Source organism: Microbacterium atlanticum (assembly GCF_015277815.1).
Taxonomy (GTDB): Bacteria; Actinomycetota; Actinomycetes; order Actinomycetales; family Microbacteriaceae; genus Microbacterium; species Microbacterium atlanticum.
The window spans coordinates 1169974-1190156 of record NZ_CP063813.1; the positions used below are offsets into that span (position 1 = coordinate 1169974).

The 20183-nt window shown below is 71.3% G+C and carries 17 protein-coding genes; 13 read left to right on the forward strand and 4 right to left on the reverse strand.

Annotated features, from left to right (window positions below):
* Positions 1-8 precede the first annotated feature (8 nt).
* The 3 genes from atpD (at position 9) to IR212_RS05160 (ending at position 2576) form a co-directional block, all read left to right on the forward strand.
* Positions 9-1454 carry a F0F1 ATP synthase subunit beta gene (gene atpD, locus IR212_RS05150; RefSeq protein ID WP_194397896.1) on the forward strand — a complete coding sequence of 482 codons (1446 nt, stop codon included), beginning with the start codon at positions 9-11 and terminating at the stop codon, positions 1452-1454.
* Between the two features lies 1 nt (position 1455).
* Positions 1456-1716 (forward strand): F0F1 ATP synthase subunit epsilon, encoded by a 261-nt coding sequence (locus tag IR212_RS05155; RefSeq protein WP_194397897.1) that lies wholly within the window; start codon positions 1456-1458, stop codon positions 1714-1716.
* An 83-nt stretch (positions 1717-1799) separates the two neighbouring features.
* Entirely contained in the window at positions 1800-2576 is a 777-nt protein-coding gene (locus IR212_RS05160; protein WP_194397898.1) for a YaaA family protein, read from the forward strand.
* A gap of 13 nt (positions 2577-2589) precedes the next feature.
* Here the strand turns inward: IR212_RS05160 and IR212_RS05165 are convergent, their stop codons facing one another.
* The gene (locus tag IR212_RS05165) at positions 2590-3042 is read right to left on the reverse strand and encodes a DUF4282 domain-containing protein (protein WP_194397899.1); all 453 of its coding nucleotides are present in this window, start codon (positions 3040-3042) and stop codon (positions 2590-2592) included.
* A 187-nt stretch (positions 3043-3229) separates the two neighbouring features.
* On the opposite strand from IR212_RS05165, the gene IR212_RS05170 reads away from it, so the two are divergent.
* The 7 genes from IR212_RS05170 to IR212_RS05200 all read left to right on the forward strand — a co-directional run bounded on the left by IR212_RS05170 (position 3230) and on the right by IR212_RS05200 (position 14428).
* Positions 3230-4060 carry a large exoprotein gene (locus IR212_RS05170; RefSeq protein ID WP_194397900.1) on the forward strand — a complete coding sequence of 277 codons (831 nt, stop codon included), beginning with the start codon at positions 3230-3232 and terminating at the stop codon, positions 4058-4060.
* A 93-nt stretch (positions 4061-4153) separates the two neighbouring features.
* Complete coding sequence (locus tag IR212_RS05175) at positions 4154-5134, forward strand: aldo/keto reductase (protein WP_194397901.1); 981 nt, start codon at positions 4154-4156, stop codon at positions 5132-5134.
* A gap of 132 nt (positions 5135-5266) precedes the next feature.
* Entirely contained in the window at positions 5267-7000 is a 1734-nt protein-coding gene (locus tag IR212_RS05180; RefSeq protein WP_194397902.1) for an ABC transporter ATP-binding protein, read from the forward strand.
* Positions 6997-9045, forward strand: a complete 2049-nt coding sequence (locus IR212_RS05185) for an ABC transporter ATP-binding protein (RefSeq protein ID WP_228479492.1) — start codon at positions 6997-6999, stop codon at positions 9043-9045. The genes IR212_RS05180 and IR212_RS05185 overlap by 4 nt, the downstream gene beginning before the upstream one ends.
* 63 nt (positions 9046-9108) lie before the next feature.
* Positions 9109-9915 (forward strand): PP2C family protein-serine/threonine phosphatase, encoded by an 807-nt coding sequence (locus IR212_RS05190; RefSeq protein WP_194397903.1) that lies wholly within the window; start codon positions 9109-9111, stop codon positions 9913-9915.
* A 67-nt stretch (positions 9916-9982) separates the two neighbouring features.
* Entirely contained in the window at positions 9983-12853 is a 2871-nt protein-coding gene (locus IR212_RS05195; RefSeq protein ID WP_194397904.1) for an FtsK/SpoIIIE domain-containing protein, read from the forward strand.
* Between the two features lie 9 nt (positions 12854-12862).
* The gene (locus IR212_RS05200) at positions 12863-14428 is read left to right on the forward strand and encodes an APC family permease (RefSeq protein WP_194397905.1); all 1566 of its coding nucleotides are present in this window, start codon (positions 12863-12865) and stop codon (positions 14426-14428) included.
* A gap of 17 nt (positions 14429-14445) precedes the next feature.
* Here IR212_RS05200 and ald read toward each other — a convergent pair whose 3' ends face one another.
* Positions 14446-15561, reverse strand: coding sequence for an alanine dehydrogenase (ald, locus tag IR212_RS05205; RefSeq protein ID WP_194397906.1), 1116 nt, complete (start codon positions 15559-15561; stop codon positions 14446-14448).
* A gap of 56 nt (positions 15562-15617) precedes the next feature.
* Positions 15618-16607: an asparaginase gene (locus IR212_RS05210; protein WP_194397907.1), complete on the reverse strand. Its 990-nt coding sequence runs from the start codon at positions 16605-16607 to the stop codon at positions 15618-15620.
* A gap of 52 nt (positions 16608-16659) precedes the next feature.
* On the opposite strand from IR212_RS05210, the gene IR212_RS05215 reads away from it, so the two are divergent.
* The gene (locus tag IR212_RS05215) at positions 16660-17136 is read left to right on the forward strand and encodes an OsmC family protein (RefSeq protein WP_194397908.1); all 477 of its coding nucleotides are present in this window, start codon (positions 16660-16662) and stop codon (positions 17134-17136) included.
* A gap of 31 nt (positions 17137-17167) precedes the next feature.
* Here IR212_RS05215 and IR212_RS05220 read toward each other — a convergent pair whose 3' ends face one another.
* Entirely contained in the window at positions 17168-17869 is a 702-nt protein-coding gene (locus IR212_RS05220; protein ID WP_194398539.1) for a lysophospholipid acyltransferase family protein, read from the reverse strand.
* Between the two features lie 198 nt (positions 17870-18067).
* Here IR212_RS05220 and IR212_RS05225 point away from each other — a divergent pair, with 198 nt between their 5' ends.
* Both IR212_RS05225 and dxr read left to right on the forward strand, forming a co-directional pair.
* Positions 18068-19042: an FKBP-type peptidyl-prolyl cis-trans isomerase gene (locus IR212_RS05225; RefSeq protein WP_194397909.1), complete on the forward strand. Its 975-nt coding sequence runs from the start codon at positions 18068-18070 to the stop codon at positions 19040-19042.
* Between the two features lie 36 nt (positions 19043-19078).
* Positions 19079-20164 (forward strand): 1-deoxy-D-xylulose-5-phosphate reductoisomerase, encoded by a 1086-nt coding sequence (gene dxr, locus IR212_RS05230; protein WP_194397910.1) that lies wholly within the window; start codon positions 19079-19081, stop codon positions 20162-20164.
* Positions 20165-20183 lie beyond the last annotated feature (19 nt).

Here is a 20183-nt window from a genome sequence, read left to right on the forward strand (position 1 = left end):
AAGAAGCCATGAGCCTCACCGCTGAGAAGACCGCGACCGCGGTCGGACGCGTCGCGCGCGTCACCGGCCCGGTCGTCGACATCGAGTTCCCGCACGACGCGATCCCCGAGATCTACAACGCGCTGAAGACCACCATCACGATCGGCAGCGACTCCACCGAGATCACGCTCGAGGTCGCGCAGCATCTCGGCGACGACCTGGTCCGCGCCATCTCCCTGAAGCCGACGGACGGAATGGTCCGCGGCCAGGAGGTGCGCGACACCGGCGGCCCCATCACGGTGCCCGTCGGCGACGTCACCAAGGGCAAGGTGTTCAACGTCACCGGCGATGTGCTCAACGGCGCACCGGGCGAGACGATCGAGGTCACCGAGCGCTGGGGCATCCACCGTCAGGCGCCCTCGTTCGACCAGCTCGAGTCGAAGACCGAGATGTTCGAGACCGGCATCAAGGTCATCGACCTGCTCACCCCGTATGTGCAGGGTGGAAAGATCGGCCTCTTCGGCGGTGCGGGCGTCGGCAAGACCGTCCTCATCCAGGAGATGATCCAGCGCGTCGCGCAGGACCACGGCGGCGTGTCGGTGTTCGCCGGCGTCGGCGAGCGCACCCGTGAGGGCAACGACCTCATCGGCGAGATGGAGGAGGCGGGCGTCTTCGACAAGACCGCGCTCGTCTTCGGCCAGATGGACGAGCCGCCGGGGACCCGTCTGCGCGTGGCGCTGTCCGCCCTCACGATGGCGGAGTACTTCCGCGACGTCCAGAAGCAGGACGTGCTGCTGTTCATCGACAACATCTTCCGCTTCACCCAGGCAGGCTCCGAGGTGTCGACGCTCCTCGGCCGCATGCCGTCTGCGGTGGGGTACCAGCCGAACCTCGCCGACGAGATGGGCATCCTGCAGGAGCGCATCACCTCGACGCGCGGCCACTCGATCACCTCGCTCCAGGCGATCTACGTCCCCGCCGACGACTACACCGACCCGGCGCCGGCGACCACCTTCGCGCACCTCGACGCGACCACCGAGCTGTCGCGCGAGATTGCCTCGAAGGGCCTGTACCCCGCGGTGGACCCGCTGTCGTCGACCAGCCGCATCCTCGACCCGCGGTACATCGGCGAGGACCACTACCGGGTGGCCACCGCCGTGAAGCAGATCCTGCAGAAGAACAAGGAGCTGCAGGAGATCATCGCGATCCTCGGTGTCGACGAGCTCTCGGAGGAGGACAAGATCGTCGTCGCTCGTGCGCGCCGGATCCAGCAGTTCCTCTCGCAGAACACCTACATGGCGAAGAAGTTCACCGGTGTCGAGGGCTCGACCGTCCCGATCAAGGAGACGATCGAGTCGTTCGATGCGATCGTCAAGGGGGACTTCGACCACGTCGCCGAGCAGGCGTTCTTCAACGTCGGCGGCATCTCCGACGTCGAAGAGGCCTGGGCGCGTATCCAGAAGGAGAACGGCTGACATGCCGCTGAAGGTGAGCCTCGTCTCCGCGGACGCGGAGGTGTGGTCGGGTGAGGCGTCGCTCGTCGTCGCCAAGACCGTCGAGGGCGAGATCGGCTTCATGACCGGGCATGAGCCGGTGCTCGCGATCCTCGCCGAGGGCCAGGTCCGCATCACGCAGACCTCCGGCACGAAGATCATCGCCAACGCGCAGGACGGGTTCCTGTCGATGGAGGGCGACGACCTCACGATCGTGGCCGGGAACGCAGCCCTCATCTCCTGATCACCGCCAACGCACTCGGCCGGTCCCCGCAGGGGGCCGGCCGAGTCGCTTCATCCGGCCCCGCCGATCGACCCCGGAGCACCGTGCTGATCCTCCTGCCGCCATCCGAGACCAAGAGGACCGGCGGTTCGGGAGCGCCGGTAGAGGCGACCCAGCTGGCGATTCCGGCGCTGGCGCCCCAGCGGGAGTCCGTCCTCTCAGCCCTCGTCGCGCTCTCGTCCGACGAGGAGCGGGCGGCGCGCGCGCTCAAGCTCGGGCCGACGCAGCGCGGCGAGATCGCGGTGAACGCCGCGGTGCGCGAGGCGCCCACGATGCCGGCGGTCGACCGCTACACCGGCGTGCTCTTCGACGCTCTGGACGCGGCCTCCCTGTCGGCGGCGGCCCGTCGCTGGCTCGGCGCCCACGTGTTGATCCACTCGGCGCCCTTCGGGCCCATCGGCGCGCTCGACCCGATCCCGGGATACCGGCTGGGTGCAGGCACGTCCCTGCCGGGAGTGCCGCCATTGCGGCGCCTGTGGGCCGAGGCGACCAGCGCCGGGATCGCAGGACTCGCGCCGCGCTTCGTGCTCGATCTGCGCTCGGAGGCCTACGTCGCGCTCGGCCCGCTACCCGAGGGGATCGCGTCCCGTTATGTGCGCGTCGTGAGCGAGGGCCCCGACGGCGCAGCCCGGGCGCTCAACCACTTCAACAAGCATGCCAAGGGAGACCTGGTGCGCCGGCTCGCGAAGGAGCGCCCGCGCATCTCTTCGGCGACGGCGTTCCTGCGGTGGGCCGAGGCCTCCGGCCTGCGCGTCCGCGAAGGCGTCGCCGGAGAGCTGGACCTGTTCGCGTCCGCACACGGTCCGGCGGCCGGTCGGTGAATCCCCCCAGGTCTCAGCGGCGGGTGTGCTGCGCGGTGCGCTCGGTGTTCTCGGCGATCGCGATCAGCGCCACGACGGCCTCGATGACGAATCGGAGCAGGATGATCGCGAGGAACGTCAGCACCGGCACCACGATGACCGTCGCGACCAATCCGCTGACGCCCGCACCCACGTTGAGCCACATCACCGAGAGCGCGTCGATGATCCCGCCGACGAAGTACACGAGGAAGCCGATGCCGATCGCGACGAGGCCGACGAAGTAGAAGACGCTGGCGAGGCGCCGGGTGATGAACGTCCGGAACGACAGGTCGAACAGGGCGGAGAGGAATCCCCGGCCGACGTCTCCGGCGTCGCCCGCGACCCCGGGGACCCCGGTGTCGTCGGGGTCGGCCGCACGAGCGGCCTCGGCGGCTGACTGCGGCGGAAGCGGCGGCGGGGTCGGCGCGGACGGGTTCTGATCGGTCATCACGGTCCTTCGGCTCGAGAGTTCTGCCCAGGCTATCCACCGCCGGGCCGGACGGGCCATCCCTCGCTTCGTGTCGTCAATGCTGACAGTCGGCTGAGAGCGTCGCTAGCATGTGTCCAGCGGAGCAGGGGCTCCGCGGGCCGCGTCCGATGCGACCCGACTCGACTCTCTCGGAGGTCGCTGCACCATGGACTACAACGACGGCGGCGGCGCGGGGATGCTTCTGGCCTGGCTCCTCCTCGCCCCCTTCCTCTTCCTCATCGCCATCGCCGGGTACGTGATCGGCTCGTGGTTCCTCATGAAGGTCTTCGACAAGGCCGGCGTTCAGGGCCGCTGGCGCGCATGGGTCCCGGTCTACAACTCGATGGTCGCGGCCAAGCTCGGTGACCTGTCGCCGTGGGTCATGCTGGGCGCGATGCTGGTCGCGGGCTTCCTGGGGCAGATCCCGGTCATCGGCTGGATCCTCGGCCTCGTCGGCCTCGCCGCCTGGGTTCTCGCCGGCTGGCGCATCGGCGCCAAGCTCGGCAAGGACTGGCCGCTCCTGCTGCTGTGGCTCATCCCCGGGCTCGGCACTCTCATCTGGCTCGGCATCCTGGCCTTCGACAGCTCGCGGTGGAACCCGAACATCGCGCCGTCTCCGTGGCGCAACTCGTTCCTGAAGGACACCACCGTGTGGCAGGGCATTCCGGTGCAGCCCGATCAGGCGGCGGCACAGGCGGCGCCGGCCGGCGGCTACCCCTCGGCGGGACCGCGCTACGGCGCCCCGGCGGCGTACGAGCCCCCGGCCGGATACTCGGCGCCTCCGCCCCCCGCCACCGGCCCGGCCGTGCCGCCGCCCGCCGGATACGCGCCGCCGCCTGCCGGGTACACGCCGCCCCCGTCGGCGCCTGCCGCTCCGCCGGCAGCCGCGGAGCCGCCCGCGGCGCCCCCGGCTGCACCCGCGCCGCCCGCCACGGAGCCGCCCACCTCCGAGCCGCCCGCCACGGAACCGCCCGCTCCCGAGCAGCCGAAGCCCTAGCCGCAGCCGGAGCGACGCCGCAGCCCCTCGCCGACCGGCTCGGGGCTGCGGCGTGACGGAAGGAGGGTGTTCCGCCGCGGCTAACGTGGACGCATGACCTCCACTGTTCCGCTGCGCCGGATGGGCGCCTCCGGTCTCCTCGTCTCCGCCGTGGGCCTCGGCTGCAACAACTTCGGGCGGGAGGGGACCCGTACCGAGGGGATCGACGGCACGCGAGCCGTGCTCGACGCGGCGATCGACGCCGGTGTCACCTTCCTCGACACCGCCGACATGTACGGGCGCGAGCCGGGGCTGTCCGAGACGCTCATGGGGGAGGCCCTGCAGGGGCGGCGGGACCGCGTGACGCTCGCGACCAAGTTCGGTCAGACCCGCGACATGGGCTACCCGCCGTCGGGATCGAGAGGATCCCGGGCGTACGTGCGGCGCGCGGTCGAGGCATCCCTCACCCGGCTTCGGACCGAGTGGATCGACCTGTACCAGCTGCACATCCCCGACGAGGCGACGCCCATCGAGGAGACGCTCGACGCTCTGGGGGACCTCGTCCGCGAGGGCAAGGTGCGCTACATCGGCCACTCGAACTTCACCGGGTGGCAGGTTGCCGAAGCGCACTTCACCTCTCTCATGCGACACAGCGTGCCGTTCGTGTCGGCACAGAACCACTACAGCCTGCTCGCACGCGGTGCCGAAGCGGACGTGCTGCCGGCGGTCGAGCGCTACGGCGTCGGATTCCTGCCGTTCTTCCCGCTGCACAACGGCCTGCTGACGGGCAAGTTCTCGCGGGATGCCGCTCCCGCCGATTCCCGGATCATGCGGCAGCGACCCCACGTCTACGAGAACGCGCCGTGGGACGCGCTGGAGGCGTACCAGGCCTTCTGCGACGAGCGCGGCATCACGATGCTGCAGGCGACTTTCGGGTGGCTGCTGGCCCGGCCCGCGCTGGCGAGCGTGATCGCCGGCGCCACGAGTCCCGAGCAGGTGCGCGCGAACGCCGAGGCGGCGACGGCCTGGTCGCCCACCGCAGCAGACCTGGAAGCGATCGACCGGATCTTCCCGCCGCCGAACGGGGCTGCCTGAACCCCTGCGGCGCGCTGCGGCGCCGGTTCGCCGACGGCTACGCGCCGCCCTGTCGCGAGCGGGGGGGCGGAGGCGTAGCGTCGCTTCTCGTGCGCGGCTGCGCAGTGCGGGCTCGCATCGGAAAGGACCGTCGTGCTCGGAAAGCTCCTGGTTCGCTACCTTCGCCCGGCCTGGCTGCTCATCGTGGTCGTCGTGGTGTTCCAGCTCGCGCAGTCGATCGCCGCGCTGTGGCTGCCGACGCTCAACGCCGACATCATCGACAACGGCGTGGTCACCGGCGACATCCCCTACATCTGGTCGACCGGCGCGGTGATGCTCCTGGTCAGCCTCGTCCAGGTGGTCTGCGCGGTCGTCGCGGTGTACTTCGGCTCGCGCCTGGCGATGGGCATGGGTCGCGACCTGCGGCGCGACGTCTTCCACCGTGTCGTCGCCTTCTCCCAGCGCGAGGTCGGGCAGTTCGGGGCGCCCTCGCTGATCACCCGCAACACCAACGACGTGCAGCAGGTGCAGATGCTGGTGCAGGTGTCGGCGACGCTGATGATCTCGGCGCCCATCCTCGCGATCGGCGGCGTGGTGATGGCGGTCAGGCAGGACGCAGGGCTGTCGTGGCTCATGGCGGTGACGATCCCGGTGCTGCTGGTGATCGTCGGGCTGATCGTGTGGCGGATGGTCCCCGCCTTCACCGAGATGCAGCGGCGCATCGACCGGGTGAACCAGATCATGCGGGAGCAGCTCAGCGGCATCCGCGTCGTGCGCGCGTTCGTCCGCGAGCGCGAGGAGCGCGTGCGGTTCGGCACTGCCAGCGCCGACGTACGGGACACCGCGCTGCGTGCCGGCAACCTCATGGCGCTGATGTTCCCCGCCGTGATGCTGGTCATGAACCTGTCCAGCGTCGCGGTGATCTGGTTCGGCGCGTTCCAGGTGCAGGACAACGGCGTGCAGATCGGCACGCTGTTCGCCTTCCTCACCTACCTGATGCAGATCCTCATGGGCGTCATGATGGCGACCTTCATGTTCGTGATGATCCCGCGCGCCGCGGTGTGTGCCGACCGCATCGGCGAGGTGCTCGGTACAACGCCCTCCGTCTCGGCACCGGAGGTGGCGGCATCCGCTCCCGCCCCCGCCGGTCGCGTCGAGTTCGACCACGTGGACTTCGCCTACCCGGGCGCCGACGAGGCCGTGCTGCACGACGTCACCTTCACCGTCGAGCCGGGCACGACGACCGCGGTCATCGGGTCGACGGGCTCGGGCAAGACGACCCTCGTCAGCCTGGTGCCCCGGCTGTTCGACGCGACGGCCGGGAGTGTGCGCATCGACGGTGTCGACGTGCGCGCCTACGACCCCGACGAGCTGTGGACGCGGATCGGCTTGGTCCCGCAGCGGGCCTTCCTGTTCTCGGGGACGGTGGCTTCCAACCTGCGCTACGGCGACGCGTCCGCGACGGACGAGCAGCTGTGGGACGCGCTCGAACTCGCGCAGGCCGCCGACTTCGTACGCGCCATGCCGGAGGGCCTCGGCGCCCCGATCGCTCAGGGCGGGACGAACGTCTCGGGCGGGCAGCGGCAGCGTCTCGCGATCGCGCGCGCCCTGGTGAAGCGTCCCGAGGTGTACATCTTCGACGACTCGTTGTCGGCGTTGGACCTGCAGACGGATGCCGCGCTCCGGCGCGCGCTGGACACCCGACTGCCCGACGCGACGAGGATCGTCGTCGCCCAGCGCGTGTCGACGATCCAGCAGGCGCATCAGATCGTGGTGCTCGACCATGGCCGGGTGGTCGGGATCGGACGGCACGACGACCTCGTCGACACCTGCGAGACGTACCGCGAGATCGTCGAGTCGCAGCTGGCGGCGGAGGCCGCGGCATGAGCGCCGGGCAGACGTCGCGTCCCGTGATGATGGGTCCCCGCGGCGCTCCGTTCGGCGGCGGGACGGCGCCGGCGGCGAAGGCGCAGAACTTCGGGCCCAGCGCCCGGCGACTGCTGGGAACGCTGCGCACGGACCGCCCGCAGCTCCTCGTCGTGCTGGTGTTCGGCATCCTGTCGGTCGCCCTGTCGGTGATCGGACCGAAGCTGCTCGGCGAGGGCACGAACGTCGTGTTCGCGGGCTTCGTGTCGCTGCAGATGCCTGCCGGCACGACGAAGCAGCAGGTGATCGACCAGCTCGAGGCGTCCGGCAACCAGCAGGCCGACATGATCTCGGCCATGGACGTCGTGCCCGGGGCCGGGATCGACTTCGAGCAGCTGGCGCGGATCCTGGCGCTCGTGCTCGCGGTCTACGTGTTCTCCAGCGTCTTCGGCTGGCTGCAGGCCCGCATCCTCAACGGGGTCGTGCAGCGGGCCGTGCACCGTCTGCGCCTGCAGGTGGAGGACAAGGTGCACCGGCTCCCGCTGTCCTCCTTCGATGGCGTGCAGCGCGGCGAACTGCTCAGCCGCGTCACGAACGACGTCGACAACATCGGGCAGACCATGCAGCAGACGCTGTCGCAGGTGGTGATCTCGCTCCTGACCGTCATCGGCGTGCTGACCATGATGTTCGTCATCTCGCCGCTCCTCGCGCTGATCGCGCTCGTGACGATCCCGCTCACGATCGTCATCACGGTCCTCGTCGCCCGGCGGTCGCAGCGGCTGTTCGTGCAGCAGTGGCAGGCGACGGGCGTCCTCAACGCCCGGGTGGAGGAGACGTTCTCCGGTCACTCGGTCGTGAAGGTGTTCGGCCACCAGAAGCGGGTGGAAGCCGACTTCCTCGCCGAGAACGAAGAGCTCTACCGGGCCGCCTTCGGCGCGCAGTTCCTCTCGGGCGTCATCATGCCCGCCATGATGTTCATCGGAAACCTGGTGTACGTCGCCATCGCCGTGGTCGGCGGCCTGCAGGTCGCCGCCGGACTGATGTCGATCGGCGACGTGCAGGCGTTCATCCAGTACTCCCGTCAGTTCACGCAGCCCCTCAGCCAGCTGGGATCCATGGCCAACCTGCTGCAGTCGGGCGTAGCCAGCGCCGAGCGCGTGTTCGAGTTCCTCGACGAGCGCGAGCAGGACCCCGACCCCGATCCCGCCGAGACGGCGCCGCCGGCGGCCGGCCGCCTGGAGTTCCACGACGTGTCGTTCCGGTACGAGGCGGACACCCGCCTCATCCAGGGGCTGTCCCTCGCGGCGCAGCCCGGCAGCACGGTGGCCATCGTCGGCCCGACCGGAGCCGGGAAGACCACGCTGGTCAACCTCATCATGCGGTTCTACGATGTCGACGCCGGGCGGATCACGCTCGACGGCGTCGACACCCGGCGCATGACCCGCGACGACCTGCGCGCCCGCACCGGCATGGTGCTGCAGGACACCTGGCTGTTCTCCGGCACCATCAGGGACAACATCGCCTACGGTCGACCGGGTGCCACCGAGGAAGAGATCGCCGCCGCGGCGCGCGCCGCGTACGTCGATCGCTTCGTGCACGCGATGCCGGACGGGTACGACACGATGCTCCACGACGAGGCGACGAACCTCAGTGTCGGAGAGCGGCAGCTGGTGACCATCGCCCGGGCATTCCTGGCAGATCCTCGCATCCTGATCCTCGACGAGGCGACCTCGTCGGTGGACACCCGCACCGAGCTGCTCATCCAGCGGGCGATGTCGCGCCTGCGCACAGACCGTACGGCGTTCGTGATCGCGCATCGGCTGTCGACCATCCGCGAGGCGGACCTGATCCTCGTGATGGAGGAGGGCGTCATCGTCGAGCAGGGCACGCACGGGGATCTTCTCGCTGCGCGGGGCCCGTACTGGCGCCTCTACAACGCGCAGTTCGAGGGTGCCGCCGAGGACGAGGAGCAGCCGCAGGTGACGAGCGTGCCGCCGGCTCCGCCGCCGACGACCGGGCAGATCGTCGTGGAGGCGCTCGCCGAGTCCGAAGAGGCCCTCGAGTAACCCACTAGTATGTGAGGACGCGGAGGCGACGGGCTTCCGCGGCAGCGACGAAGAGGACACGGCGTGCCCGAGGTATCCACCCAGTCGCTCACCGTTGCGGTCCCTGGCGGTGCGCTGGAGCTCGCGTGGGCGGCCGTCACCGACACCGGTCGCCGTCGCGAGGTCAACCAGGATGCCGTGTTCGCGGAGTACCCGCTGTTCGTCGTCGCCGACGGCATGGGCGGACACGTGGGCGGCGAGATCGCCAGCGCGAGCACCATCGACCGCCTGCGGGCGGTCGCCGGCAGCGGCAACGTCAGCCCCAAGACCATCGAGAAGGCGCTGGCGCGAGCGGTGAAGGACATCGCATCCCACCCCGAGGCGACCGACGACGGCACCGGCACGACGGTCACCGGCGTCTTCCTCGACACGTCGGGCGACGCACCCCACTGGGTGACGCTCAACATCGGGGACTCCCGCGTCTACCTGGTGCGCGACGGCGCCATCGTCCAGATCACGACCGACCACTCGGTGGTGCAGGAGCTGGTCGCCGCGGGCCGACTGAGTCCCGAAGAGGCCGAGAACCACCCGTACGGCAACGTGATCACGCGTGCTGTCGGGCCGAGCGAGGGTGTCACGCCCGACTACGTGCGCCTCGACGTCCTCGAGGGGGACCGGTTCGTGATCTGCTCGGACGGACTGACCAAGGAGCTCACCGACTACGGCATCCGCCATTTCCTCGACGAGAACGCCGACCCCGCCGACGCGGTGACGGCGATGCTCGACGCGGCACTCGAGAACGGCGGGCGCGACAACATCACCATCGTGGTGCTGGACGTCGGACGACCCTCCGACGCCGCCCACGGCGGTTCCTCCACAGCCGGGGAGTGACGCCGCCGCGTCCACAGATCCGGGGGGGGGCACCCGACGCCCACCGCGGCCGCGGTTCGCTGGAGGCATGCAGGCGCTCGCTTCCCCCGCCACCACGGCTCCGTCCACGCCCGACGACGAGCCGCTGACCCTGCCGCCGGCCTGGTCGTCGCCGGCTCGGCCGCCGCTCCCCGTCGTCGCCGCCGTCGTCCCGGTCGTCGGCGCCGGGGGTCTGTGGCTGGTCACAGGATCGATGTACTCGCTGTGGTTCGCGCTCCTCGGCCCCCTCATCGCGGCGGCGGCCGTGTTCGACGCCCGGCGTGCGGCACGCCGGGCCGGCCGTCGTGCCGCGGCAGAGGCGGCGCGCGCACGCACCACTGTCTCGTCCGCGGTGGCCACGCGTCACCAGGCCGAGCGGACGCAGCTGTGGGCCCGTCATCCCGACGCTGCCCGGCTCCTCCAGCGGCCCGGCGACGTCTGGCGCACGGGACGGACGACGGCCCTCGTCGTCGGAGAGGGCGAGCGCGCGAGCGCGGTGCGCGTGAGCGGTGGAGACGGCGACCCGGATGCCGCGGCCCTGCGGCGGCGCGCCGCGCGCGTGGACGGCGCCCCCGTCACCGTCCCGCTCGACAGCGGGGTCGCCGTCGTGGGCGGTGAGACGGTGGGCGCCGCCGTGCAGCGCGCCCTCGCGCTGCAGCTGTGCCTCGCGCTCGCGCCGGGCGATCTGCGCATCGTGGGCTCGCTCGGCCGGGGACTGGAGTGGGCGGAGGAATTGCCGCACCGCGCTGCCGCCGCGGGCTCCGCACTCGCGATCGTCGCGCCGGGCGAGCTGGTTCCCGCCCACGCCGACATCGTCATCGCGCGCTGCCGGCCGGGCGACCCGCCGCCTCCGCGCTGCCAGGCGGTCGTGACGGTGACCTCGCCGTCGTCCGCACGCCTGGAGTACGGCGGTGAGGTCGCCGCGATCCGGGTCGAAGCGGTGTCCCGCATCCAGGCCGAGGAGATCGCGGCCGCCCTGGGCGCGCGCGCCGTGGCGAGCCTCGGCATGACCCGCACTGACGACGGGCCGATCCCGCTGTCCCCGCTCCTGACCGCGACGCCCCCGGCGCTCGGGCGCGGACTGCCCGCCGTGATCGGCGTGGCGGACGGCGACCCGGCGATCGTGGATCTGGTCGCCGACGGCCCCCACGCCGTGGTCGCCGGGGTCACCGGTGCGGGCAAGAGCGAGCTGCTCATCACGTGGATCCTGGCACTGTGTGCGACCCGGTCGGCCGACGAGGTGACTTTCCTCCTCGCCGACTTCAAGGGAGGCACCGCTTTCGATGGGCTCGCCGGCCTTCCGCACATCGCCGGCGTCATCACCGACCTCGACGGCTCGGGAGCCCGTCGGGCCATCGACAGCCTCCGAGCCGAGCTGCGGCGCCGAGAGGCGGCCATCGCCGCCGCCGGCGCCCGCGACATCGTCGACCCGCGGGTGGCACTCCCGCGGCTGGTGGTCGTCGTCGACGAGTTCGCCGCGCTGCTGGCCGACCAGCCCGAGCTGCACGGACTCTTCGCCGACCTCGCGGCCCGAGGTCGGGCGCTCGGCATCCATCTCGTCCTCGGCACCCAGCGCGCGGCCGGGGTGATCCGCGAGAACCTCCTCGCCAACTGTCCGCTGCGGATCAGCCTGCGGGTGACGGATGCCGCCGACAGCCGCGCCCTGCTCGCAACCGACGACGCTGCACGGCTGCCGGGCGGCGTCGCGGGCCGGGGCGTGGCGTACGTCCGCCGGGCGGGCGATGCGCATCCGCAGCCGGTGCGGATCGCGCTGTCCGGCCCGCAGGACGTCGCGGCGGCGGGACTCCGGGGCGGCGCGGTCGCATCGCCGCGACCATGGCTGCCCGAGCTTCCCTCGGCGCTCGGGCTCGATGAGCTCATCAGCCGCGCGGCTGCCGAGGCGCACGAGCCCGGCGCGGTGCTGCTCGGGGTCGCCGACGAGCCCGACCGGCAGCGGCAGCCGGTCGTGGCGGTCACGGCCCGCGATCGGACGGTCCTCGTACTCGGCGGAGCGGGCTCGGGCGTCACGAATGTGCTGGACCTGATCCAGGCGCAGGCGCCGGGAGCCGTCGAGCGGGTGCCCACCGACCTCGAGGGGATGTGGGACGCCGTGGCGCGGCTGTCGGACGAGATGCCGGCGCCGGGGACGATCGTGCTCATGGACGACCTCGACGCCGTCGCGCTGCGCTTCCCTCCCGAGCACGCGCAGATCGTGCTGGAACGAGTCGAGCTGCTCGCTCGGCGGTCGGGCGACACCGGGGTGCTCGTCGTCGCCGGAGCGCACCGCGTGACGGGTGCCGTGTCGAGGGTCGCCGAGCTGTTCGCCCGCCGCATCGTGCTCCCGTTCGCGACGCGCCTGGACCACGCCGCTGCGGGAGGCGATCCCGGCGCCCATGACCCGTCCGCTCCGGCCGGTCGCGGACGACTCGACCGGCGCACGGTGCAGTTCGCCCTCGCCCCCGCGACGCCGGCCACCCCCGCGGCACGGGTCACCACCTGGGTGCCGGATGCCGGGCTGACAGGTCTCGTGGCGCGTCGGTCCCCGGCCGGGCGGCGCGCGCTCGCCGCCTGGACGCAGCGCGGCATCGCCGTCCTGGGCCTCGACGAGTACGTGGCCGAGCCGGGACTCGTCGCACAGGGGCCCGTCGTGGTGGCCGGAGAACCGGACGACTGGCAACGGCACTGGCGGCTGCTCGCCGACATCCGCGGGGACCACCGGCTCATCGTCGACACATCCTGCGCGGCCGAGCTCCGGGCACTCGCGGGCTTCCGCGGCGTCGCGCCGTACTGCGAGCTCGGCCGCGCGCGGGCGTGGCTGATGGAAGCCGGCGGCGATCCCGTGCGCATCGTCCTCCCCGACGCCGATGTCGAACCGAACCGTCGGGTCGGGGCATTGACCGACGATCACCGGGCCACCTAGCGTCGCACTGTGGCTACTTCTCCGATCGAACTCCGGCGACCGGACGGCAAGGGACTGGCGGCGGGGACCCTCGGGCTCTGGGGCTCGACCGTCATCGGCCTCGCCTCCACGGCACCGGTCTACTCCCTGGTCGCGACGCTCGGGTTCGTGGTGCTGGCTGTCGGCGCCCAGGCCCCGATCGCCTTCGTGATCGCGTTCATCCCGATGCTCTTCATCGCGTTCGCCTATCGGGAGCTCAACAGCGAGGTGCCCGACTGCGGCACCACCTTCACGTGGGCGACCAAGGCGTTCGGCCCGTGGGTGGGCTGGCTCGGCGGCTGGGGTGTCGCCGTCGCGGGCATGGTCGTGCTGGCCAACCTCGCGCAGATCGGCGGCATCTACTTCTGGGCGCTCATCGACGGGATCGTGCGCAGCCCCGCCGACGCGCTGCTCTCCGACAACGTGCCGCTCGTGACGGCGACCGGCGTCGTCTTCATCGCCCTCATGACCTACATCAGCTGGCGCGGCGTCGAGATCGGCGAGCGGGTGCAGAACGTGCTGCTGGCCGTGCAGTATCTGGCTCTGGCCATCTTCGTCGTCGCCGCGCTGTGGCACTTCTTCGGCGGAACCGCCCCCGACGCCACGCCGTTCGACTGGTCGTGGTTCAACCCGTTCGCCTTCACCGAGTGGAGCGGCTTCGTCGAGGCGGTCCTGCTGGCGCTGTTCATCTACTGGGGCTGGGACACGTGTCTCGCGCTGAACGAGGAGACGAAGGACCCCAAGCGCATCCCGGGCCGCGCTGCGCTGCTGACGACGGTGATCCTGCTGGTCACCTACGTCGGGGTCACCGTCGCGGCGATGATGTACGCCGGCCTCGGCGACACGGGCACGGGCCTGGGGAACGAGGCGAACGCCGACGACTTCTTCCTGGCGATCAAGGACGGCCTGCTGGGCCCGCTCGGCTGGGTGCTGGTCGTCGCGGTCATGATCTCCGCGGTGTCCTCCACGCAGACCACGATCCTGCCGACCGCGCGCGGCACGCTCGCGATGGCGGCGTACCGCGCGCTGCCGCGCAAGTTCTCCACGGTGCATCCTCGCTACCGCACGCCTTCGTTCTCGACCCTGGTGATGGGAACCGTCGCCGTCGTCTACTACGTCGGCATGACGCTCATCAGCGACAACATCCTGCAGGACTCGATCCTGTCGCTGGGGCTTGCGATCGCGTTCTACTACGCCATCACCGGCTACGCCTGCGTGTGGTACTACCGTCGCGAGCTGTTCACGTCGACGCGGAACGTGTTCTACAGGTTCCTGTTCCCGCTGCTGGGAGCCCTCATGCTCACCTACGCCTTCGTGCAGTCGGCGATCGACATGTACGACGTCGACTACGGCTACACCGTGCTGCTGGGCATCGGGGGCACCTTCGTGCTCGGGGTGGGGGCGCTGGCATTCGGGGTGCTGCTCATGCTGCTGTGGTACGCCTTCCCCGGCTCGAAGCCGTTCTTCCGGGGCGAGAGCCTCAACCGCGACACGCCGGTGCTCGTGCCCGACGACCCCGCCGACTACGGGCGTTCCGTCGACGGCGGCCTGGCCTGACGCGGCGCGCGGGGGCGTCAGACGAGCACGTCGTCCAGCGGCGCGAGCTCGAACCCGTGAGCCGTCGCGACGCCGGCGTTCACCACGCGCCCGGCATGGGTGTTGAGACCGCCGGCGAGCGCGGCATCCGCTCGCAGCGCCTCCACCCAGCCCCGTCGCGCGATCTGACGGATGTAGGGGAGCGTCGCGTTCGTCAGAGCAGAGGTCGACGTGTTCGGCACGGCGCCGGGCATGTTGGCGACGCAGTAGAAGATACTGCCGTGCACCGGGAAGGTGGGCTCGGCGTGCGTGGTGGGGTGCGTGTCGGCGAAGCAGCCGCCCTGATCGACCGCGATGTCCACGAGCACCGAGCCGGGGCGCATGCGCGAGACCATGTCGTTGGTGACGAGCTTGGGAGCCTTCGCACCGGGGATGAGGACCGAGCCGATGACGAGGTCCGACGCCACGACGGCACGGTCGAGGTCCAGGGGATTGGACGCGGCCGTCTTCACCCGGCCCTGGAAGTGGTCGTCGAGGTAGCGCAGTCGCTGCACGTTGGTGTCGAAGACGGTGACATCGGCCCCCATGCCGACGGCGATCACCGCCGCGTTCGCTCCGGCGACGCCGCCGCCGATCACGGTCACCGACGCCGGTCGCGTGCCGGGCACGCCCGACATCAGCAGGCCCAGACCTCCCGCCGATCGCATGAGCGTGCTGGCGCCGACCATCGGTGCGAGTCGGCCGGCGACCTCGCTCATCGGGGCGAGAAGGGGAAGTCCGCCGCCGGCGAGCTGCACCGTCTCGTAGGCGATCGCGGTGACGCGGTCGGCGACCAGTCGCTCGGTCAGCGGGCGGTCAGCTGCCAGGTGCAGGTAGGTGAACAGCACGAGGTCGTCGCGGAAGTGGCCGTACTCGCTCGCGATGGGCTCCTTGACCTTGAGCAGCAGCTCCGCCCGGGCCCACACCTCCGCCGCGTCGGCGAGCATGTGCGCGCCGGCGGCCTCGTACTCGGCGTCGGGCATCGACGACCCCTCGCCCGCGCCGCGCTGCACGAACACCTCATGGCCCGCCGCCACCAGGTCGTGCACGCCTGCGGGGGTGAGCGCGACCCGGTACTCGTTGTTCTTCACTTCGGTGGGGACGCTGATCCTCATCGTGTGATCCTTTCCGCTCCGCCGTTGGAGCGCTCGGGCTCCTCGTGGGAGCGCCTCTAGAAAGCCGGGCGGATGGCCCCGACATCCTGTCCGCCGCCGGTGACGGTCAGCGCAAGCCTCGACATCGTCCCGGCGACGTCCGCGGCCGCCAGCGCACCGTGGCGCTCCAGCAGTCGCAGCGCGACCGCGGTGGCCGCGCGGCCGCTGCCGTCCAGCATCTTGAGTGCGACGGTGGTGCCGTCGGGCGCGACCATCACCATGACGCCCTCGGCACCGCCCTTGGCGAAGACGCCGAGCCGCTCGATCACGATCGTGTCGGGGCGGGCGGGGCCGTCGATCGTCCAGGGCGCCGCGCGGACCGCCTCGACGAGTGCTCCCGCGCTGCGGTGCAGCGCGAACGGGGAGGTCGTGGACGACGTGCCGATGCGGTGGATCGCCCGCGCCAGCCCGAACAGCGTCATCGCGTACACCGGGGCGCCGCATCCGTCGACGGCGACCGCGGCCGCCTTCTCGCCGGTGAGCCGCTCGACCGTATCGCGGATCAGCTGCTGCACCGGGTGTTCGGGCGACAGGTACCCCGCGGGATCCCAGCCGTTGACGACGCTCGTGAGCAGCATCGCGGCGTGCTTGCCCGAGCAGTTCATGCGGACGCGCTGGGGCTGACCGAGCTCCCGGACGAGGTCGTCGCGTGTGGCGGTGTCACCGGGCCAGGCGGCGGGGCAGCCGAGGGCGTCCTCGCTGAGCTCTGCGGCGGCGAGGATCTCACGCACCACCGCGACGTGGCGGTCGGTGCCGGAGTGGCTGGCGGTGGCCAGCCCGAGCCGCTCGCCCTCGAGGGGAGCGCCGGCCGACAGGCACGCGAGCGCCTGAAGCGGCTTGAGCGACGAGCGCGGGAGGATGAGGGACGAAGGATCGCCGAGCTTCTCGGCGATGGCCCCGTCGGCGCTCAGGACGATGGCGATCCCGGCGTGCCGGGACTCGATGAAGCCGCTGCGGTCGACGACGGCGAGCTCGACGGCGTCGGCTGCGGCGAAGGTCTGCGGCACCGTGCCAGCCTACCCTCGAGCCGCCGATGGGCCCGCATGACAGACTGTGCTCATGTGGGGCGAGCATCGATACTCCGTCCGGACGACCTGGACGGGTGATCGGGGCACCGGCACCTCCGGGTACCGCGACTACGACCGCTCCGCGACCATCGAGATCGACGGAAAGCCGACCCTCCTCGCCTCATCCGACAAGCCGTTCCGCGGCGACCGCTCCCGGTGGAACCCCGAGGACATGCTCCTCGCGGCGCTCAGCGAGTGCCACCTGCTGTCGTATCTGCACGCCTGCGTGACCGCCGGCGTGGTGGTGGTCGGCTACGAGGACGAGGCATCCGGCCTCATGGTCGAGGACGGACACGGCGGCGGCGCATTCCGCGAGGTCGTGCTGCGGCCGCGCGTGACGGTGGCGGACGCGTCGATGACGGATGCCGCCACCGCCGCGCACGCGCAGGCCCACGAGTGGTGCTTCATCGCGAACTCGGTGAACTTCCCGGTGCGGCACGAGCCCACGATCCTCGTCGCCGGCGCCTGACGCCCGCCTTCCGTCGGCTCGCGGGCACGGGTCAGCGGCGTTCGTGGGGGAGCACCTGCCTGATCCGCTCGATCGGGTTGTGAGCCGGCACCTCGTTGTAGGCGTGCGCGAGCTCCTGGCCCGAGAGGGCGTGGATGGCGCTCATGATCTCGTCGGTCGCCAGGCGGCGGGCCCTGCCCGAGGAGGCGTGGCCGTGATGCGACAGGTCGAGCGGCCTGCCGAATCTCACCGTGATCCGGTGCTTCATCGAGGGCTTCTTCGCACCGACCGGCATCACCTTGTCGGTTCCGATGAGCCCGACCGGCACGACCGGGGCGCCCGTCTGCAGGGCGAGGAAGGCCACTCCCGTACGTCCCTTGTACAGGCGCCCGTCGAGGGACCGGGTGCCCTCCGGGTAGAGCGCGACGGCGCTGCCCTCGTCCAGCAGCGCGCGCTGCTGGTCCAGGGCGTCCAGGGCCGCCTGCCCGGCGCCGCGCTTGACGGGGATGGCGCCGATCGCGGTGAAGAACCAGCGAGATGCCGGCTTCTCGAAATAGCTCGACTTCGCGAGGAAGTGCACCGGCCGCGGGGCGGCGACGGGGATCGCGATCGAGTCGATGAACGACAGGTGATTGCTCGCGAAGATCACCGGGCCGCTCTTGGGCACGTGCGCCTTGCCCTCGACGTGCGGGCGGTAGGCGACGCGGGCCAGCGGCGCGATGATGAAGCGGCCCAGGGCGTACGTCGCACCCATCCGGGCGGTGCCCGCTGCGGACTCCTGCGCGTCTGCCGTCTCGTCCGCCCTGTCGTCGGTGCCGGGTACGAGGTCGGAAGTCACCCGTAGAGGGTACTCCCGGTTGCATTCCGGTATCGGCATGGCCGCTTCCCAGCGCGATCAGAGAAAAGATGCGGAAGGATGGAGGCTCCCCCTACACCGTCTCGAGGTCCCTCCGTGCGCATTCGCCCGCTCGCCGCCCTGTCCGCCGCCGCGCTGTCGGCACTCGTGCTCGCCGGATGCTCGGGCTCAGGCGAACCCGACGCGACACCGTCGCCGACCTCGACCTCCGACTCCGCCTGCCTGCTCGATGCGCAGCCGGGTGCCGACTCGGACGCCGTCGAGATCACCGGCTCGGGTGCGGACCTCGCCGCGACCGTTCCGGACTCGCTGGCATTCGAAGACGTGCAGCGCACCGTCACGACAGAGGGGTCGGGCGACGACCTCGCGGCCGGGGCGCTCGTGAGCGGCTTCTACTCGGTCTACGACGGATCCAGCGGCGAGCTGCTGCAGGACTCCTCCGACACCTCGCCCGATGACTCGGGCGAGGTTCCGATCCTGCTGGATCCGCAGAGCTACTCGCTGTTCGTCGCCACCCTCGAGTGCGCGCCGCTCGGGTCGACCATCGCGATGACCATCCCGGGCAGCGCCTTCGGCGAGGGCGGCTCGCCGGTCGTGGTCGTCGCGGAGACCACCGAGCTGATTCCGACGACAGCCGGCGGCGAGGAGCAGGAGCCCGTCGACGGCCTCCCCACTGTCGAGTTCTCCGAAGAGGGCGCCCCGACCATCTCCATTCCCGACTCGGAGCCGCCGACCGAGGTGCAGCTGGAGCAGCTGAAGACCGGCGACGGCCCGGTCGTCGAGCCCGGCGACACGGTCTTCGTGCAGTACACCGGTGCGAAGTGGTCCGACGGCTCGGTGTTCGACTCCAGCTGGGAGCGCGGGCAGCCGGCCGCCTTCGCGACGACGGGCGTCGTCGAGGGCTTCCAGCAGGCGCTGGAGGGTCAGGCTGTCGGCTCGCAGGTGCTCGTGGTCATCCCGCCCGCCTTCGGCTACGGCGAGGGCGAGATCAACGACGCCGACCTCACCGGCGAGACCCTCGTCTTCGTGGTCGACATCCTCGGCGTGCAGCGCGCCGCCGCCGCGCAGTAGCCTCGCCCGCCTGCGGCCGCTCGCTAGGCTGGCCGGATGCGGCGCGTCCTCATCCTCGGCTCGACCGGCTCGATCGGCACACAGGCCCTCGACGTGGTGCGGGCCAACCCGCGGCGGTTCGAGGTCGTCGGCCTCGCGGCGGGATCCGACCGGACGACGCTGCAGACGCAGGCCGACGAGTTCCGCGTCGAGCACACGGCGCTCGGCGCCGCGGAGGCCGAGCAGCTGGTCCGCGACATCGAGGCCGACGTCGTGCTCAACGGCATCACCGGCTCGGTCGGACTCGGTCCCACCCTCGCCGCGCTCGAGACCGGACGGACGCTGGCGCTGGCCAACAAGGAGTCCCTCATCGTCGGGGGCGACCTCGTCACTGCGCGAGCCCGCCGCGGGCAGATCGTGCCCGTCGACTCCGAGCACTCCGCGATCGCGCAGGCGCTGCGCGCCGGTGAGCCCGAGGAGGTGCGCCGCCTCGTGCTGACGGCATCCGGAGGACCGTTCCGAGGACGCAGTCGTGCGTCGCTCGCGGACGTCGCCCCTGCCGACGCGCTCGCGCACCCGACGTGGGACATGGGGCGCGTCGTCACCACGAACTCGGCCACTCTGGTGAACAAGGGCCTGGAGGTCATCGAGGCCCACCTCCTGTTCGGCGTCCCCTATGCCGACATCGATGTCGTGGTGCACCCGCAGTCGATCGTCCACTCGATGGTCGAGTTCGTCGACGGGTCGACGATCGCCCAGGCCTCGCCGCCCGACATGCGCCTGCCCATCTCCCTGGGCCTGGACTGGCCGCACCGCGTCGCCGGGGTGGGCCGACCGTTGGACTGGACGACGGCCACCTCGTGGACCTTCGAGCCGCTCGACGACGACGCGTTTCCCGCCGTCCGGCTCGCCAAGCAGGTCGGACGCGCGGGGGGCACCTACCCCGCGGTCTTCAACGCCGCGAACGAGCAGGCGGTGGATGCCTTCCACGAGGGGCGGCTGGGCTTCCTCGGCATCGTCGACACCGTCGCGCGGGTGGTCGACGCGCACGACGCGCCCGACGCCCTCACTCGCGATTCGCTCTCGGACGCGGAGGAGTGGGCGCGCCGGACCGCCGACGAGGCCATCGCCGCGGCATCCTGAGCCCGCAGTCCGGGCCGGC

Bases quoted from the DNA above. Each gene is read 5' to 3' on its own strand.
- IR212_RS05155 (WP_194397897.1), top strand. From the start codon at position 1,456: ATGCCGCTGAAGGTGAGCCTCGTCTCCGCGGACGCGGAGGTGTGGTCG.
- ald (WP_194397906.1), bottom strand. From the start codon at position 15,561: ATGAGGATCAGCGTCCCCACCGAAGTGAAGAACAACGAGTACCGGGTC.
- IR212_RS05185 (WP_228479492.1), top strand. From the start codon at position 6,997: ATGAGCGCCGGGCAGACGTCGCGTCCCGTGATGATGGGTCCCCGCGGC.
- IR212_RS05220 (WP_194398539.1), bottom strand. From the start codon at position 17,869: ATGGGTGCGACGTACGCCCTGGGCCGCTTCATCATCGCGCCGCTGGCC.
- IR212_RS05170 (WP_194397900.1), top strand. From the start codon at position 3,230: ATGGACTACAACGACGGCGGCGGCGCGGGGATGCTTCTGGCCTGGCTC.
- IR212_RS05195 (WP_194397904.1), top strand. From the start codon at position 9,983: ATGCAGGCGCTCGCTTCCCCCGCCACCACGGCTCCGTCCACGCCCGAC.
- IR212_RS05165 (WP_194397899.1), bottom strand. From the start codon at position 3,042: ATGACCGATCAGAACCCGTCCGCGCCGACCCCGCCGCCGCTTCCGCCG.
- atpD (WP_194397896.1), top strand. From the start codon at position 9: ATGAGCCTCACCGCTGAGAAGACCGCGACCGCGGTCGGACGCGTCGCG.
- dxr (WP_194397910.1), top strand. From the start codon at position 19,079: ATGCGGCGCGTCCTCATCCTCGGCTCGACCGGCTCGATCGGCACACAG.
- IR212_RS05175 (WP_194397901.1), top strand. From the start codon at position 4,154: ATGACCTCCACTGTTCCGCTGCGCCGGATGGGCGCCTCCGGTCTCCTC.
- IR212_RS05215 (WP_194397908.1), top strand. From the start codon at position 16,660: ATGTGGGGCGAGCATCGATACTCCGTCCGGACGACCTGGACGGGTGAT.